Annotated in this window: 13 protein-coding genes; 3 read left to right on the top strand and 10 right to left on the bottom strand. The window is 72.0% G+C overall.

Features of this window, described 5'->3' with window-relative positions; genetic code table 11:
* Positions 1-4 precede the first annotated feature (4 nt).
* The 4 genes from AB4K12_RS12875 to AB4K12_RS12890 all read right to left on the bottom strand — a co-directional run bounded on the left by AB4K12_RS12875 (position 5) and on the right by AB4K12_RS12890 (position 8,421).
* Positions 5-1,447: an amino acid permease gene (locus AB4K12_RS12875; protein WP_368434323.1), complete on the bottom strand. Its 1,443-nt coding sequence runs from the start codon at positions 1,445-1,447 to the stop codon at positions 5-7.
* A gap of 120 nt (positions 1,448-1,567) precedes the next feature.
* On the bottom strand, positions 1,568-3,925 hold the full coding sequence (locus tag AB4K12_RS12880; RefSeq protein WP_368434324.1) for a GH92 family glycosyl hydrolase: 2,358 nt from the start codon (positions 3,923-3,925) through the stop codon (positions 1,568-1,570).
* 169 nt (positions 3,926-4,094) lie between these two features.
* Positions 4,095-5,108: a phosphatidylinositol-specific phospholipase C domain-containing protein gene (locus tag AB4K12_RS12885; RefSeq protein WP_368434325.1), complete on the bottom strand. Its 1,014-nt coding sequence runs from the start codon at positions 5,106-5,108 to the stop codon at positions 4,095-4,097.
* Between the two features lie 115 nt (positions 5,109-5,223).
* On the bottom strand, positions 5,224-8,421 hold the full coding sequence (locus AB4K12_RS12890; protein ID WP_368434326.1) for a bifunctional cytochrome P450/NADPH--P450 reductase: 3,198 nt from the start codon (positions 8,419-8,421) through the stop codon (positions 5,224-5,226).
* Between the two features lie 122 nt (positions 8,422-8,543).
* On the opposite strand from AB4K12_RS12890, the gene AB4K12_RS12895 reads away from it, so the two are divergent.
* A complete protein-coding gene (locus AB4K12_RS12895; protein ID WP_368434327.1) occupies positions 8,544-9,194 on the top strand; it encodes a PAS domain-containing protein in 651 nt (216 codons plus the stop codon).
* Here the strand turns inward: AB4K12_RS12895 and AB4K12_RS12900 are convergent.
* Together AB4K12_RS12900 and AB4K12_RS12905 are read right to left on the bottom strand one after the other, a co-directional pair.
* Positions 9,173-9,886 carry a (2Fe-2S)-binding protein gene (locus AB4K12_RS12900; RefSeq protein WP_368434328.1) on the bottom strand — a complete coding sequence of 238 codons (714 nt, stop codon included), beginning with the start codon at positions 9,884-9,886 and terminating at the stop codon, positions 9,173-9,175. The two genes, AB4K12_RS12895 and AB4K12_RS12900, sit on opposite strands and share 22 nt — an antisense overlap.
* 55 nt (positions 9,887-9,941) lie before the next feature.
* Entirely contained in the window at positions 9,942-10,091 is a 150-nt protein-coding gene (locus tag AB4K12_RS12905; protein ID WP_368434329.1) for a hypothetical protein, read from the bottom strand.
* Between the two features lie 218 nt (positions 10,092-10,309).
* Between AB4K12_RS12905 and AB4K12_RS12910 the strand changes: the two genes are divergently transcribed.
* A complete protein-coding gene (locus AB4K12_RS12910; protein WP_368434330.1) occupies positions 10,310-11,176 on the top strand; it encodes a GyrI-like domain-containing protein in 867 nt (288 codons plus the stop codon).
* Positions 11,177-11,195: 19 nt separating this feature from the next.
* Here AB4K12_RS12910 and AB4K12_RS12915 read toward each other — a convergent pair whose 3' ends face one another.
* The 4 genes from AB4K12_RS12915 to AB4K12_RS12930 all read right to left on the bottom strand — a co-directional run bounded on the left by AB4K12_RS12915 (position 11,196) and on the right by AB4K12_RS12930 (position 14,555).
* Complete coding sequence (locus tag AB4K12_RS12915) at positions 11,196-11,534, bottom strand: DUF6191 domain-containing protein (RefSeq protein WP_368434331.1); 339 nt, start codon at positions 11,532-11,534, stop codon at positions 11,196-11,198.
* A gap of 67 nt (positions 11,535-11,601) precedes the next feature.
* Positions 11,602-11,817: a dodecin gene (locus tag AB4K12_RS12920; RefSeq protein WP_368434332.1), complete on the bottom strand. Its 216-nt coding sequence runs from the start codon at positions 11,815-11,817 to the stop codon at positions 11,602-11,604.
* A 94-nt stretch (positions 11,818-11,911) separates the two neighbouring features.
* Positions 11,912-13,744, bottom strand: a complete 1,833-nt coding sequence (locus tag AB4K12_RS12925) for an FG-GAP-like repeat-containing protein (RefSeq protein WP_368434333.1) — start codon at positions 13,742-13,744, stop codon at positions 11,912-11,914.
* Between the two features lie 91 nt (positions 13,745-13,835).
* Positions 13,836-14,555 (bottom strand): hypothetical protein, encoded by a 720-nt coding sequence (locus AB4K12_RS12930; protein ID WP_368434334.1) that lies wholly within the window; start codon positions 14,553-14,555, stop codon positions 13,836-13,838.
* Positions 14,556-14,880: 325 nt separating this feature from the next.
* On the opposite strand from AB4K12_RS12930, the gene AB4K12_RS12935 reads away from it, so the two are divergent.
* The gene (locus tag AB4K12_RS12935) at positions 14,881-15,978 is read left to right on the top strand and encodes a hypothetical protein (protein WP_368434335.1); all 1,098 of its coding nucleotides are present in this window, start codon (positions 14,881-14,883) and stop codon (positions 15,976-15,978) included.

A 15,978-nucleotide genomic window follows, 5' to 3' on the forward strand; every position in this document is an offset into this window, starting at 1 on the left:
GGGGCTAGTCCCGCGGGATGCCCCGGGCGTCGGCGTGGGACAACTCCGAGTGCTTGTAGGAGTAGGCGAAGTACACGACCAGCCCGATCACGAACCAGACCGCGAACCGCACCCACGTCTGCCACGCCAGATATGTGATCAGCCAGATCGACGCGGCCACCCCGATGGCGGGGACGACCGGCATGCCCGGGCAGCGGAACGAGCGCGGCAGGTCCGGCCGCCGGTAGCGCAGCACGATCACGGCGCTGCACACCACGGCGAAGGCCAGCAGAATGCCGATGTTGGTCAGCTCCGCCGCCTCGCCGATCGGCACGAAGCCCGCGATCAGCGCCGACGCCACGCCGACGATCCAGGTCACCCGGGTCGGCACGTGCCGCGTGGGGTGGGTGTGGGCGAACCACTTCGGCAGCAGCCCGTCGCGGCTCATGGCGAACCACACCCGGGTCACGCCCAGCATGAACGTGAACATCACGGTGAGAATGCCGATGATGGCGCCGACCGCGATGATGTCCGCGATGCCGCTCAGGCCCACCGCCTTGAAGGCGGTGGAGAAGCCGCTCGCCTTGTCGATCTCCGTATAGGGCTGCATGCCCGTCAGCACCAGGCAGGCCAGGACGTAGAGCACCATCGAGATGGCGAGCGAGTACATGATCGCGCGGGGCATGTGCCGCTGGGCGTCCTTGGACTCCTCGGCCGCCGTCGACATGGCGTCGTAGCCGAACACCGCGAAGAAGACCGTCGCCGCTCCGGTGAAGGCGCCGCTGACGCCGAAGGGGAAGAAGGGGGTGTAGTTGGCGGTGTCGATGTGGAAGAAGCCCACGACGACCACCAGGGCCACCACCAGGATCTTCAGCACCACGACCACGGTCTCGAACCGGGCCGCGTTCTTGATGCCCAGGGTCAGCAGATAGGCGATCAGCAGGCACAGCACCGCGGCGAAGAGGTCGAACCGGTGCCCCTCGCCCGTCCCGGGCGCGCCCAGCATCCAGGCGGGCAGATGGGCGTTCGTCTCCCCGAGCAGGAAGTTGATGTAGCCGGAGATGCCGATGGCCACGACGGCCACGATCGCCGTGTACTCCAGCAGCAGGTCCCAGCCGATGAACCAGCCGCCCAGCTCGCCGAGCACCGCGTAGCCGTAGGTGTAGGCCGACCCCGCCCGGGGGATGAGGCCCGCGAACTCCGCGTACGAGAAGGCCGCCGCCGCGCTCGCCACGCCCGCGATGAGGAAGGAGATGAGGACGGCCGGCCCCGCCACGCCGTTGGCGATGGTGCCCGCGAGGCTGAAGATGCCCGCGCCGATGATGCCGCCGACACCGATGGCGGTCAGCTGCCACAGACCGAGGGTGCGGGTCAGACGCTCACCGTGCGCCTCGGTCTCCTCCGCCTCCTCGATCGTCTCGATCGGTTTGCGGCGCCATACGCCCTGTCCCGTCCCGAGATCTGCCATGGCGTGTCCTCTCGTCGGCTCTGAGGGCGAGTCGCCCCTGGACAAATGGCCGCGAATCCCGCCCATCATGGCCGAGCCGGGGCGACGACGGAAGGCGCCGCCCCGGCTCGGCCGCGTGGATCAGCCGATGGCAGGTGGCACGGACCGGGCGCCCGTTCCCCACTCGGAAGGCTTCGGCCCGACCGTGAACTGAAGCCGCTCGCTCCGGCGGATGGCGTCGGTCGTCAGGTACGTACGCTCGTGCGCCGCCCCGTCCAGGCGCACCGATCGCACATAGCGGTCCCGGTCCGAGGTGCCCGGGGCGCTGACCGTGAAGTGGCCCTTGGGGTACCACCGCCGGTCCAGCCGCAGGTCGACCCGGTCGAAGACGGGCGTGCTCAGGCCCCACACGTCCGCGCCCGGCTGCACGGGGTACACGCCGATGGCCGAGAGCACCATCCACGCCGACATCGTGCCCAGGTCGTCGTTGCCGGTCATCCCGGTCGGCGAGTCCGTGAAGAGCGTGAGCGCGGCGTGCACCACGTCCGTGGTCTTCCACGGGCGGCCGGTGGAGAGATAGGTGTACGGGGCGATGAGGTCCGGCTCGTTCTGCGGGTTGTACTTGTCGGCGTTGTAGTAGTCGTACGGGCCGTTGACCCACACCCGGCGCGCGGTGCGCTCCGGGTCGTCGAGCAGCCTGTCGTAGGCGAAGAAGGAGTCCAGCCGCTTCTCCGTCGCCTCCCGGCCGCCCAGCAGCCGTACCAGGCCCGGCAGGTCCTGGGGCGCCAGCCACTGGTACTGCCAGGCGGTGCCCTCGTGGAAGCCCGGGCTGCGGGAGGGGTCGGTCGGCCCGGTGAACGCGCCGTCGGCGCCCCGGGGCCGGAAGAAGCCCGTCTTCCGGTCGAAGAGCAGCCGGTAGTTGCGGGAGCGGGCCGTGTAGCGCTCGGCGTCGGCGCGGTGTCCCAGATCCCGGGCCATCCGGGCGAGCACCCCGTCGGCCAGCGCGTACTCCAAGGTGGCCGAGGCGCCCTCGTGGAAGTCGGAGTCGCCGGGCTTGCGCCGGGTCCGGTCGGGCAGATAGGGGACGTAGCCGTCGCGGAGGTACTCGGCGTTGCCCTCCCGGCCGACGAAGGGGGAGACGGACGGCGGCACGCCGTCCGCGTTCCTCTTCAGCACGCGGTAGGCCTCCTCCTCGTGGCCCGTGAGCAGTCCGTGCTGGAAGGCGTTGGTGAGGTACGGCGTCACCGGGTCACCGGTCATGATGTTGGTCTCGACCGGGCCGTAGCCCCACTTGGGCAGCCATCCGGCGTCCGCGTCGATCCGTAGCACCGACAGTGCCATGTCCCGCGACTCGCGCGGTGCCAGCAGGGCCAGCAGCTGGGCCTGGGTGCGGTAGGTGTCCCACAGCGACCAGTTCTGGTAGTACGTGAAGCCCTTGGCGCGGTGGATGCGCTGGTCCCAGCCGGTGTAGCGGCCGTCGACGTCGCTGCCGACGTTGGGGGCGAGGAAGGAGCGGTAGAGGGAGGAGTAGAACGTCCGGCGCAGCGTCCGGCCGCCGCCGCGGACCGCCACGTCGCCCAGCCGCCGCTCCCACGCCTCGCGCGCCGCCTCGGCCGTACGGTCGAAGCCCGCCTCCTCCTCCCGCAGGTTGGCGGCCGCGCCCGCCGCGTCGACGTAGCTGATGGCGGTGCTGGCCTCCACGACCCGGTCACGGGTGGTGTCGAAGCGCACCCAGGCGCCGTTGTGGGTGAGCGAGGTGGAGGACCGCGAGCCCCGGTTCAGGCCGTCGTCGTTCCAGGTGCCGAAGGAGGAGAACGGCCGGTCGAAGCGGGTGAGGGTGTGCAGGGTGTACGGGCGGGTGTCCTGGCAGAAGCCACGGCCGGTGATGGTGGTGCGGACGGTGCGGTCGTCGACGATCTGGACGCTGCTGGAGACCGTTTTGTGCAGCGACTGGCCGGTGTTGAAGAGGACGTTGGCCCGCTCGGTGGCGGGGAAGGTGTAGCGCTGCCGGCCGGTGCGGGCGGTCGCGCTGAGCTCGGCCGTGATCCCGCCGTACGAGCCGAGCCGCACCCGGTAGTAGCCGGGCCGGGCGGTCTCGTCGCGGTGGCTGAAGGCCGCGGCGTACCGGGCGTTGTCGGTGCTCTCCACTTCGCCCGTGGTGGGCAGCACGGGCAGGTCGCCGCCGATGCGGCAGCCCACGCCGGACAGGTGCACGGTGCTGAAGCCGCGGATGCGGTCGTCCTTGTAGTCGTAGCCGGTGTTGTGGCCGGTGTCGGGGGAGAACTGCACCATGCCGAAGGGCACGGCGGCGCCGGGGAAGGTGTTGCCCTCGTTCTGGGTGCCGATGAAGGGGTTGACCAGGTGGGTGAGGCCGTCGGTGGGCGCGGCCGGCGCGGCGGGCGCCGGCGGCGCGAGCGCGGTGGAGCCCAGCACCGCCAGGAGGGCGAGTGCGGCCGCGCCGGTGCGGCGCGGCAGTGGGTGTACGGTCCGTCGTCTCATGCGGCCACGCCCCTCGGCTGACGTCCTGTCAGCGCAGAGGCTCGCCCGGGGCGTGGGGGGAGTCAAGGATGCGTCGGATGGTGGGCGTGGTGTTCCGGACAGCCGGGGGAGCGGGCGGCGTCACCTGTTCGGGGGACGCCACCCGCCCGGTCCGTCGGCCCGACGGCGGTCAGCCGCGCGGGACCACCGTCGACAGCACCCGCGGCAGGGGGTACCAGTCGGCGGTGGCGAAGCTGGCGTGGGTGCGGGCCATGAGGGTGACGCGCTCGCGGGCCTGGGCCTCGGTCGGGTGGGTGATGTCGATGGCGGGCGGGACCTTGTGGGCGTCCGTCATGACGACGAGGTAGTGGCGGCTGTCGTACCAGCCGGTGTCGATGCCGCCCTTGGCGTACGTGGCCGCGTCGCCGTCGAAGAGGACGAACCAGGGACGGATGGTGGTGTCGGCGTAGCGCGTGCGGGGGTCGCCGGGGACGGCGCCGTGGACGGCGGGGAAGGCGGCGGCCTGGCGGAGCCGGCCGGCGGCGGCGAGGTCGCGCAGGTGGGTGGCGTATTCGCGGTCGGTCCACAGCCGGTCCGCCGGGTTGCGCTCCTCCACCGTGCCGGGGATGAGCTCGACGACGAACTTGCCGGCGAGCGCGGACCGGGCGGGCCAGCCGCCGGCCCGTACCGCCTCGTCCAGGGAGGCGTGTCCGCCCACGAGGTCGGCAGGGCGGTAGAGGGCGTCGCCGAGTTTCGCGGTGAGCAGGGCGTCCAGTTCGGCGGGGCCGCGTCCGCTGTCGGCGTTGAAGCCGTCCTTCATCTCGACCTTGAGCAGGACCGGCCGGTGGCCGGGGTTGGCGTCGTGCCAGGCCCGGATGTCGGCGAGGCAGCCGGACAGCGGCTGGTCGCGCTTCCCGGTGCGCAGCCGGGCGGGGGAGGTGGCGCCCTCGCAGTTGTTGTCGTTGCTCAGCGGCTTGGCGTGCGAGACGCGGAAGGCCCGGCCGCCGAAGCCGTTGGTCCACACGTCCAGTTCGAGCAGGCCGGCGCCGGAGTCGAGGGCGTCGGCGAGGTAGGGGTACTTGGCCCGGTCGTAGGCGTTGTGGACGCCGACCGAGGTCGTGGCGGCGTACGACGGCGAGGGCTCGGCCCCCGCCGGGGCCGCCGGTACGGCCAGGGCGGCGGCCGCCGCCACGACCGCTGTCATCGTTCTCCGTATGGCCGTACGCATGGCCCCCACCGCTCCCCTGTCACTGCTGTTACGAACGATGAGCAGGGTACGGGAGTTGATGGAGCGGCAGGGGCCCGGGGCGGGGCGGGGCTCAGCCCGCCGCGTACACGTCCTCGACGTAGCGGCCCTCGTCGGTCAGTTCGCGCAGCCAGGCGTCGGCCGCGCGGGCGTCGGCGCCGGTCCGGCGGGCGTACAGATCGCGCAGGGCGGCCCGTACGCCCGGGGCCATGCGGGCGCCGTCACCGCAGACGTACACCCGCGCCCCCGACTCCAGCAGGGACCACAGCTCGTCGCCCTCGGCCGCCATGCGGTGCTGGACGAAGGGGCCGCCGGGGCCGCCTGTGGTGCTGAACGCCGGGCGCAGCGAGAGGGCGCCGGCGTCCTGGGCCGCGTGCAGTTCGGCGGAGTGCAGGAAGTCGGCGTCGGGCGCGTCGCAGCCGAAGTACAGCAGGGCCGGCGCGAGGGCGGTGCCCGCCGCGGCGAGCGCGACGCGGTCGGCCACCGTGCCGCGGAAGGGGGCCAGTCCCGTGCCGGCGGCGACCATGACGACGGGGGTCCGCTCGTGGCCGGTGACGCGGAACGCCTCGCGGCACGGCTGGACGCGGGCGAGGACGGTGTCGCCCGGGCGCAGTCCGGCGAGGTGGTGCGAGGCCGTGCCCAGGAAGCGGCCGCGGCCGGAGCGGGCGGGGGCGTCGAGGACGGAGACCATCAGGTCGGCGTGGCGCGGGTCGGTGCCCGGGGAGGAGGAGATGGAGTAGTGCCGGGGGCGCATCGGCGGCAGCAGCTCGAGCAGGGCGGCCGGGCCGAGCGCGCCGCGCAGGGCGGGGTGGTCCTCGACGATCTCCAGCGTCGTGCGCGGGTCGTCGGCGCCCAGGGCGCGCAGGGCGGCCTGCTCGGGCGGGCAGGGGTTGCGGTCCGCCAGGGCGCGCAGCTGCCGGGCGGTGGGGCGGCGGTTCAGCTCCAGGTGGTGGGCGAGGAGTTCGCGGACGGTCAGGGGGCCGTCGACCGGTATGGCGTCGTGTCCGGCGCGGCGGGCCGCGACGGTGAGGACCGTGCCGGGGTCCGTGCCGAAGAGGCGGGCCGCGCGGTCGACGAGGGCGGGGTCGTTGACGGGCAGCACCGTCAGGTGGTCGGCGGTGCGGTAGCCGGTGCCCTCGGGCAGTGCGAGGCGCAGGAAGCGCTTGGTGCGCGGGTGGCCGGGGGCGGTGAGGTCGTACGCCTCGGTGACCGTCATGGCCGTCAGGCCGTGGCGGGCGGCCAGGGCGGCGAGCGGGCCGCCGCCGGTGACCTCGGTGACGGTGTACGCCGGGCCGTCGTCGGGGGCGTCGGCGGGGTCGGTCGCGCCGGCGGTCGCCGGGTCGCCGTAGCGCTCCAGCAGGGCCCGGCGCAGGTCACGGGTGAACTCCTCGACCGTACCCGTGAGATCGCCCGAGGCGTCGGCCTCGGCGCGGGGCAGCAGCCGGGTGCCGCCGAGGGCCTCGAGGCGCTCGTCGAGGAGGGTGGGGACGCGCTGGTAGGTGGCCGCCCAGTTGCGGTCGCCGATGCCGAGCACGGCGTAGGGGACGCCGTCGGCCGCGCCGGGCGGGGCGGTGTGCTCGGCCCACTGCGCGAAGCGGGCGGCGTCGTCGGTGGGGCGGCCGTTGTAGGAGGCGGCGACCACGACCACGGGCGCGTCGGCGGGCAGAGCTCCGGCGCGTTCGTCCAGCGGCGCGACCGTGGTGTCGAAGCCGAGCCGGGCGGCCTCGCCGGCGAGGCCGTGGGCCAGGTCGCGGCAGGTGCCGTAGTTGGAGCCGTGCAGGATCAGCAGGCCGGTGCCCTGGCGGGCACGGGCGGGCAGCGCGGGCCCGGCCGTGGCCTCGGCGCTCGCGCGCGGGGTGCCGGGCAGCGCGGCGCGCAGGGCGAGCCGGTCGGCGGAGGTGCGGCGGGCCAGCGTGAGCGTGAAGCCGTCGGGCTTGAGGGTGAGGGTCTCCTTGATGCGCAGCCGGTAGTCGGCGCTGTCGACGAAGCGGTAGCGATGGACCAGCAGGCCGAGGAGCATGGTGGCCTCGTGCAGGGCGAACTGCCGTCCGATGCAGGCGCGCTCGCCGGTGCCGAAGGGCTTGTAGGCGTGCGGGGAGCGGGCCGCCTCCGCCTCGGGCGCGAAGCGCGTGGGGTCGAACAGCTCGGGGTTGTCGCCCCAGGCCGGGTCGCGGTGGAGCATCGGGGTGAGGACGGTGACGCCCTCACCGGCACGCAGCGGGATGCGGCCGCCGAGCAGGGTGTCCTCACGCGCCTCGCGGGTGAAGGCCGCGGCCGTGGGCCACAGCCGCAGCGCCTCGTTGAGGACCTGCCGGATCCAGCGCAGCCGCCCGATGTCCTCGAACGCCGGCTCGGGGTCTGCCTCGTCGCCCCACAGCTCGTCGGTCTCGCGCTGGGCCAGGCGGAGGGCGACGGGGTCCTTCAGCAGGTAGTGGAGGGCGAAGGACAGGGCGCCGGAAGTGGTCTCGTGCCCGGCGATGAGGAAGGTGATGACCTGGTTGCGGATGTTGGCGGCGTCCAGGGTCGTGCCGTCGGCCGGGTGGGGGGCGCCCAGCATCAGGCCGAGGAGGTCGTCGGTCCGGGTGTCACCGGAGGCCGTACGGGCGCCGATGACGTCGTCCACGACGGTCGCGAGGAAGGCGGCGTCCGCACGGAAGGCCGCGTCCTCGGCCGCGTAGTCGCCCTCGGGCTCGCGCCCCAGCTGGTTCATGCTCCAGTCCAGGCAGCGGACCATGGCGGAGACGAAGGGGTGGTGCTCCTCGCCCCGGGCGAACGACTCGAAGTCGTAGCCGAATCCGGCCAGGCCGATGGTGTCGAGCGTCATGCGCGTCATGTCCTCGGGGACGTCGACGGCCGAGCCCCGGGCCAGGCGGGCGTCCCACGCGTCGATGAGACGGCGGGCGACCGTGAACATGGCCGGGTGGTAGGCGCGCATCGAGGTCAGGGCGAAGGCGGGCATCAGGATGTCGTGCGCCTTGGCCCAGTTGGGCTCGTGGTTGTAGGCGGTGAAGAGCCCGTCGGCGGTGAACTCGCGGACGTTCTCCAGGGCCGGGCCGACGTGCTTGGTGAAGCGTTCCTCGTCGGCGAGTTCGGTGACGAGGTCGAGCGAGGTGACGAAGAGCCGGTCCGTGCCGTGCAGCCGCCGCCGGAAGACGGGCCCGTGCCGGCGGGCCAGCCGCATCGCCTGCTGAAGGGGGGTGTCGGTGGCGCCGACGGCCGAGACGTCCACGAGGGGGACGGTCGCCATCTGTTCCGAAGTCGCGTGGTTCATGCGTCCAGCGTGGCCGCCCCGCGCCGGGCCGCCCGGCGCGATCACTGCATGATTGTGCAGTGGTGCGCGGCGCGTCGCTCTTGCGTCCGTGCCGCGCACTGTACGAGCGAGGGGGCGGCACCGTGAACAGCGAGGAGTACTTCGCGTGGCGCAACTACTTCCTGGTGCTCCTCGACCGGCTCCCCATCCCCGTCGCGGTCTGCACGGCCAACGGTGAGGTGACGGTGGCCAACCCCGCCATGGCGGCCGAGTGGGGCACGGTGCCGGGGCAGGTACGTGGCCGCAACCTGCTGGACCTCTTCCGGCCCAGCCACAGCGCCGCCGCCCAGCTCGGCCGGCTCACCGAGGCCCTACGGCTGGGCCGGCGGTCCCGCTACACCATCGACGTCCGCTGGCAGGCGGGCGCGGGCGGCGCCGAGCGGGCAGGTGAGCTGCTGGTGGACCCGGTGAGCGTCGCGTCGCTGGCCTACCCCATGCTGCTGGCCGTGCTGCGGGTACGGGCCGAGGCGCCGCCCCCGGAGCCGGCGGCGGAGGTCAGCGAGGTGGAGGGCAGGATCCTGGCGCTGGCGGCGGCGGGGGCGACGACGGCGGCCATCGGCAAGGCGGTCGGGCTGACCGTGGACGGCGTCAACTACCACCTCGCGCGGCTCACCCGCCGCTGGCGGGTGCCCAACCGTACGGCGCTGGTGGCGAAGGCGTATGTGCTGGGGGTGCTCGTCCCCGGCGTGTGGCCGCCGGAGGCCGCCGCCGCTCAGCGGGAGCGGGGCGGGTGACGCAGCACGCAGTCGCCGCACAGGCCGCCGCCGGGCACCCGGTAGTACAGGCAGCAGGTGCCGCGTTCGAAGGAGACGCCACCCGGGCCGGCGGCCAGCGTCCCGGTGTCGCGCAGCAGCGGGTCCTCGAACAGGGCCCGGGCCAGGGCGAGCGCCCGGTCGGCGTCCTGCGGCCGGCCCCGCTCGTGACACCAGGAGTACAGGACGCGCAGCGAGCCCGCGAGGGAGGAGCCGGCGTTGCCCCACAGCAGCCGGGCGGATACCGGGGTGACCGCGCGGGTGGCCCGGTGCAGCGGGACGAGCAGCCCGTGCAGGACGCCGTCCGCGAGCTGTGCGGCCGGCGTGGCGGGCGGGGCCGTGGCCGCCGCGGGGAGCCAGAGGTCGTCGGGGGCGGTGCGGGCCGGATGCCAGCGCAGGCCCCCGCCGGCGGTCAGGTCCGGCACCTCCCCGAGGAGCACCGCCGAGCCGAGACCGATGGACAGCAGGCGCCCCGCGATGCCCTGGAAGGCGATGGACGCGGCCACGCGCCGGTCCGTCGTCCCCAGCCGCGCGGCCACGGTCGCGACGCGCAGCCGCATGGCCTCCGCTCCGATCGGAAGATAGTCCTCCGCGGCGTCGGGGACGTCGTCGGGGGCATCGCCGACGCGCAGGGCGAAGAACGGCCCGACGGCGGCGAGTTCGCGCAGGAGCATGGCCGGGCGGTTCCTTCGTCCAGGTGGTGCGGCGCCGTCGACTCTACCCAGGCCGTCAGGCCGGCTGCTTCACGGGCACGACCTCGCGGGCGCGCTCGTGGAGATGGCGCGCGGTGGGGTTCTTGAGGTGGGGCTTGAGGCGCGTGAACATCTCCGACATGCGCTCGTCGCACTGGCCCGACTGGACCTGCGGATAGATCTCCACCGCCTTGCCCCAGGTGTCGCACGCCGCCTCGAGGTGGCCGATTGGTCGACGTGCGGGAGATGTGCGCCACCGCCACCCGTATGGGCGTACACCTGCGCGAGGCGCACGCGTGAGTCCGTACCCGACCCGACCCGACCCGACCGGACCGGACACAGGATGTCGGGTGCGGCAGGGTGGGTCCTTCCTAACGTGAGTGATCGAAAGGGAAGGAGGCCGCGGTGCTGGAGCGGCTCAACCAGGCGATGGAGCACATCGAGGGCCGGCTCGATCAGCGGATCGAGGCGGCCGACCTGGCGCGGATCGCGACGACGTCGGAGTACCACTTCCGGCGGCTGTTCTCCGCGCTGGCGGGGATGCCGCTGTCGGAGTACGTCCGGCGCAGGCGGCTGACCGTCGCCGGGGCCGAGGTGCTGGCCGGGGAGCGGACGCTGCTGGAGGTCGCGGTGCGCTACGGCTACACCTCGGGGGAGGCGTTCGCGCGTGCGTTCCGTGGGATGCACGGCGTCGGCCCCGGCGAGGCCAGACGGTCCGGTGCGCCGCTGCGCTCCCAGCCACGGCTGTCCTTTCGTCTCACCGTCGAAGGGAGCGGCAGCATGCGATACCGGATCGTGGAGAAGGAAGAGTTCCGTGTGGTCGGCAGGAAGGCGCGCGTCCCCCTCGTGCACGAGGGGGTCAACCCGGCCATCGCGGACTTCATCCGCGGCCTCGGGCGGGAGACGCTGCGGCGCATCCACAGCCTGTCCGACCAGGAGCCCGAGGGGATCGTCTCGGTGAGCGACCAGCTGGACGAAAGCCGCGCCGAAGGAACCGAACTCGACTACTACCACGGTGTAGTGACCCGCGCCGCCGCGCCCGAGGACATGGACACGCTCACCGTCCCGGCCGGCATGTGGGCCGTCTTCGAGAGCTCGGGGCCGTTCCCGCAGGCGCTGCAGTACCTGTGGCGGGACGTCTTCACCCAGTGGTTCCCGTCCAACCCCTACCGCAGCCGCCAGGGCCCCGAGATCCTGCGCACCCGGCTGTCGCAGGACGGGGCACAGGCGGACGCGGAACTGTGGATACCCGTGGAGCGGACGGCGGTCTGAGCGACGGCGCGCTGTCGGTTCACGCCCCGCTGCCACCCCTCCGCCCGCCGATGCGGGCGGTTCCCGAGTCGAGATCGATGCCGGTCCTCTTCGGGGCGCCGTCCTGTTCGTCGTCCCGCAGGACCAGCTCGATCCGGCGTTGCTCCAACTGGACCCGCTTGCTCGGATAGATCAGGGCGTGCAGTTCCTCCGTGGCCGTCGCCCCGACCCCGCGTGCGCCGGACCCGCGCCCGGCCGGCCGCCCCGGCAGCCACCCCTGGTCCTGCGCCAGCCGGGCGCTCTTCCGGGCGGCGGCCAGGAGGAACAGCGGAACGACGATCAGGAGCGCCAGGGCGGGGCCTGTCAGCAGACTCAGCATGAGACGTGAACGTGCGTGAGGGTACAACTGTTCCCCCACGCGGCCCGGTTGAGCCGCCCGGCGGCCCCTATTCGCCGTCCTCCAGCCGGAAGCCGACCTTCAGTCCCACTTGGTAGTGGCCGATCCCTCCGTCGACGAGGTGCCCCCTGATCTGGGTGACCTCGAACCAGTCGAGTTCGCGGAGCGTGCGGGAGGCCCGCTCGATGCCGTTGCGGATGGCTTGATCGACGCTGTCCGGGGACGAGCCGACGATCTCGGTCACACGGTAGGTGTGGTTGGACATGAGCCCACCGTGCCGCACCGGCCGCGGGTGCGCGAGGCGGGTGGGCCGGGCGGGGGCCGGGGCGTGTTGTACGAAGCGGGCGGTCCTCCGGGGGTCATCGGGTCCTGAAGCGGCGGAAGAGGTTTCGGGCCACGTACACGCCGGGGCCACCGAAGCCGACGATGTCGACGCGTCCGTCACCGGTGATGTCGGCGAGGAAACGGGGGTGGCGGTCGACCCGCCAGCCGCCCGCGTTCTCGTTGTACCCGAACCCGCGGCACACCAGCTGGGCCTGCTCGAACCGGCCGTCGCCGCGGCTGTGCGACACCCAGACCCCCTCGTCGCCGAAGCCGACGACGTCCGGGTTTCCGTCGCCGGTGACGTCGGCGAGGAGGCGAAGGTGCTTCCCGCTCGTCCACCCCTGGGCGAGCCCGAAGTCGTTCAGGACGAGCTTCGGGGGCTCGAACGTGCCGTCGCCGCGCCCGCGTGAGAGGACGACGCCCTGTGGGCCGAACCCGACGATGTCCACTGCCCCGCCATCGGTGGTCCTGACCGGGAACCGGGGGTACTCCTCGACCGAGCTCCACCCTCGCTCGGTCCCGAAGTCGTCAAGGATGTACAGAGGGTCGGCGAAGGTGCCTTCCTCGTCCTGGAGTGATACCCAGACGCCGTCGTCGTGGAAGCCGATGATGTCGAGCCTGCCGTCACCGGTGGTGTCGGCGAGGAAGCGAGGGTGCTTGTCGGCAAGCCAGCCACCCGCTGCCTCGTCGTGGCCGAACGCCCGGAGGACCGGTTCGTCGGCGATCGGTGCGAACTTTCCCTCCTCGTCCTGGAGTGATACCCAGACGCCGTCGTCGTGGAAGCCGACGATGTCGAGCCTGCCGTCACCGGTGGTGTCGGCCAGGAAGCGGGGGTGCTTGTCGGCAAGCCACCCACCGGCCTGCGGGCCGTGTCCGAACGCCTTGAGGACCTGCTTGCCGCCCGTGGGCGCGAACGTCCCGGCATCGTCGTGAGAGGACACCCGGACACCGTCGGCGGCCAGCACGACGACGTCGGGCTTGCCGTCGCCCGTCGTGTCCACGACGGTCCACAGGTCCGCGGGGCTCGGGGAGGGCGCGCCCTGGTGCAGGACGCGCTCGGCGTCGTCGAACGTGCCGTCGCCTTTGCCGAAGGACGTCACAGTGCCCTTCGCGGGCTTGAGTCCTACGATGTCCGCCCGCCCTGTTCCCGTGGTGTCGGCGAGGAACCGCGCACCGAGCCCGGCCCACCAGCCCGGTTGCCCGCCGGGAGAGGGGTTGGCCCCGTCGATCTCCCACCTACCGGCATCCTGATCGCTCCCGAACCGCTTGAGGACCAGCAGCACGTCGCTGAAGGAGGGCGTCGCGTCGGGTACCGGCCGCAGCGCGGCCGAGCGGTCCAGCCGCCAGGACCGGCGGCCGTTCCAGTGACTCAGTGGTGCCCAGTGCAGCGCCAGGTCGCTGGTGCGCTCGGGCTCGGCCGGGACGAACCGCCACCGCTGGCTCTCCGCGCTGTCGTCGTACTCGCGCAGGACGACCCGGGTGTCGTCCGCGCCGGGGTCGTCGAGGTCGAGAACGGCGCCGTCGGTCGCGCCCTCGATGAAGTAGAGGCCCGCTTCGCCCTCGACGGGGACGACGTACCACTGCTGGCCCTTCTTGCCTGCGGCGGCGTCCCACTGGCGGACACCGCGGTTCGCGGCGGCGGGGTTGTCGAGCACCTTGCCGCCGACCGCGTTGCGGATCACATATGCCGGGCCGTCCTGCGCGGCCGGCACGGGTGAGAGCTGCCACTGATCCGGGCTCGGGCCGCCATCGGGGAAGTCGCGGACGACGAGCGCCCCGTCCGCGCTCGGCGCGGCCTTGGTGGCGAGGGTCTTCCCCGTGGCGGCGTGGACGATCTCCAGCTTCATTTCTTCCGTGGGCACGGACATCGTGATGCCTCTTCCGGGCGGTTGGGGCGTCGACTCGGGACGGGTGCGGTGCGACGGTGGCCGCGGATCACGTCGTGGATCACGTCGCGGATCACGTGAAGACGTGGTGGTACGGCACGCTCCACTCGTTGGGCAGCCGCGGGTAGAACGTGTTGATGACCGTTCCGGTGAAGTCCCCGCCCCAGTTGTAGGTGAGTCGCACCTCGCTGTCGGTCGCCACCGCGTGGTCCTTGAACCCGAGGATGGCGTCGGGGTGGGTGATCGGCACGAAGGTGATCCCGCCCCACGGCGTCACTGTGACGACCCAGAGCTGGGTGTCCTCGATCGCGCCGTTCTTACCACGCCACTTGTCACCCACCTTGTCGGGGAGGCCGACCTGGACGGCGTCGGCCGTGCTCTTGGGGGCCTCCTGGTGGACGGTGATACGCCTGCGCTGCGGCTTCGGCGCGCCGTCGTCGCCGCGCCCGTCGTCGACCCCGCCCGCACCGGCGGGTTTGGGCGACACCTGGCCCGCGGCGCTCTCGATGAAGTACAGCGGTCGCTGTCCGAAGAAGCCGGCGGGGGTGATGTGCCAGAGGTGGCCCTGCGCGTCCTTGGTGGCCGGGTCGAGCGCGGTGGCCAGTTTGACCCCCTTGTCGTGGCTGTCCTCCTTCAGTTCGGCGGGCCGCAGGTAGCCGCCGTTGAAGGCGTGGACGAGCATGACCGGCCGATTCTCGACCAGAGCCGCCACGATGGCGTTGTCATAGCTGTTCACCGCCACCGGGCCGCCGACCACCAAATTCGCCATGGTCGTGCGCTCTTGGGTATACATCGCGGAACCTCACCTCTCCCGAACGTGGAGAACAATGGGTCGGACGCTCAATGCAATGGCCTTTCATGCGGAAATGCCGCACGCTCAACCGCATTCGATCGATACGACTTCGAAAGCCGTCGATCGAGTAACCGTCAGCCCCAAGTTACCTTTAACCCAGGAGAGTTGGGGCGGTCATCGAGCCTTGTCACTCGATTGAGCACATAATGCGGAAATGCCTTCCCGGGTGCCGGAGCCCGTGCTAGCTTCACCTTCGGAAAACGCGCGCAGATTCTTGCTCTGCATTCACCGAGCGAAATTCGGCCAGATTAGTCGAGGGCGGGGAATGTCTTCCAACGCGTACAACCTGGACCGGGCCAAGCGCCAGCCGCTGACGAAGAAGAACCTGCGGGAACTCAACATCGAGCAGACCTGGCGGTCCATCCTGGACCACCCCAACCTGGTCTACGTCGACGACTACGGTGTGCGGCACAAGCCCGTCGGGTTCTCCGTGAACAAGTCGAGCTTCGGCGTGTTCCCCGGATCCGCATTCCAGCTGGGCTGGATCGCCTATATGAACCTCGGGGAGCCGCTGATCGAGGAGCGGTGCGACATCAGCCAGCCCCCGCCCGACACGTGCTCCTCGCGCGCCTACGCCAACCGCAGTCAGACGTCCCCGATGACCTTCACCGAATCGGTCGATTTCACCGTGTCGAACGGCATCACGTGGTCGCTCCAGGGAACGGCCCAGCTCACCTTCGGCGGCAGCGTCAGCGCGCAGCTCCAGTTGCAGTTGCAGAACCAGCTCCGGATGGACCTCCAGACGCAGCTTCAGACGCAGCTCCAGAACGAGATGTCGTGCAGGAACACGAACACGGTGACCAACAAGAACAGCAAGGACAATGTCGGGGTGGACAACGCCAACGCCACCGAGATGGGCATGCGGAACGCGATGACGAACTCCGCGGCGAACGCGTTGACGAACTCGGTGGGCTTCACGACCACGGGCAGCGCCACCGGCACCGCGACGCTCAACGCCCAGTTGATGCTGGGGATCACGGCCTCCGTCGGCGGCTCCCTGAACACCAGCTGGACCTCGCGATCGCAGATTTCCGGCCAGGTCCCGCCGAGCTCCCGCGTACAGACCATCGCCACGCAGCGGCGTTGCCGCAAGCAGTACTGCTACGAGATCCCGGTGACCTTCTCCGGGTTCATCGCGGTGATGTACGACGTGCCGGTGGCGGTCCTGTCTCCTCCGCAGTCCGGGGACCACCCCGGCCTCGACCGGTTGGTGTGCCGTGACATCGGCGACATCGACCTGGCGGGCGGCGGCTTCCGCATGAAGGGGCTGGCCGAGGTCGTTTCCGCCCTGGAGGTCCACCACACGATGTTCGACGGCGAGAGCCTGACCGACAGCCAACGAGCCCTGCACAAGCAGCCTTGA

The sequence above is a fragment of the Streptomyces sp. C36 genome (assembly GCF_040932295.1).
GTDB lineage: Bacteria > Actinomycetota > Actinomycetes > Streptomycetales > Streptomycetaceae > Streptomyces > Streptomyces triculaminicus.

Coding starts and splice junctions, on each gene's coding strand:
- AB4K12_RS12875 (WP_368434323.1), bottom strand. CDS start 1,447: ATGGCAGATCTCGGGACGGGACAGGGCGTATGGCGCCGCAAACCGATC.
- AB4K12_RS12880 (WP_368434324.1), bottom strand. CDS start 3,925: ATGAGACGACGGACCGTACACCCACTGCCGCGCCGCACCGGCGCGGCC.
- AB4K12_RS12885 (WP_368434325.1), bottom strand. CDS start 5,108: ATGACAGCGGTCGTGGCGGCGGCCGCCGCCCTGGCCGTACCGGCGGCC.
- AB4K12_RS12890 (WP_368434326.1), bottom strand. CDS start 8,421: ATGAACCACGCGACTTCGGAACAGATGGCGACCGTCCCCCTCGTGGAC.
- AB4K12_RS12900 (WP_368434328.1), bottom strand. CDS start 9,886: ATGCTCCTGCGCGAACTCGCCGCCGTCGGGCCGTTCTTCGCCCTGCGC.
- AB4K12_RS12915 (WP_368434331.1), bottom strand. CDS start 11,534: ATGCTGAGTCTGCTGACAGGCCCCGCCCTGGCGCTCCTGATCGTCGTT.
- AB4K12_RS12920 (WP_368434332.1), bottom strand. CDS start 11,817: ATGTCCAACCACACCTACCGTGTGACCGAGATCGTCGGCTCGTCCCCG.
- AB4K12_RS12925 (WP_368434333.1), bottom strand. CDS start 13,744: ATGTCCGTGCCCACGGAAGAAATGAAGCTGGAGATCGTCCACGCCGCC.
- AB4K12_RS12930 (WP_368434334.1), bottom strand. CDS start 14,555: ATGTATACCCAAGAGCGCACGACCATGGCGAATTTGGTGGTCGGCGGC.
- AB4K12_RS12935 (WP_368434335.1), top strand. CDS start 14,881: ATGTCTTCCAACGCGTACAACCTGGACCGGGCCAAGCGCCAGCCGCTG.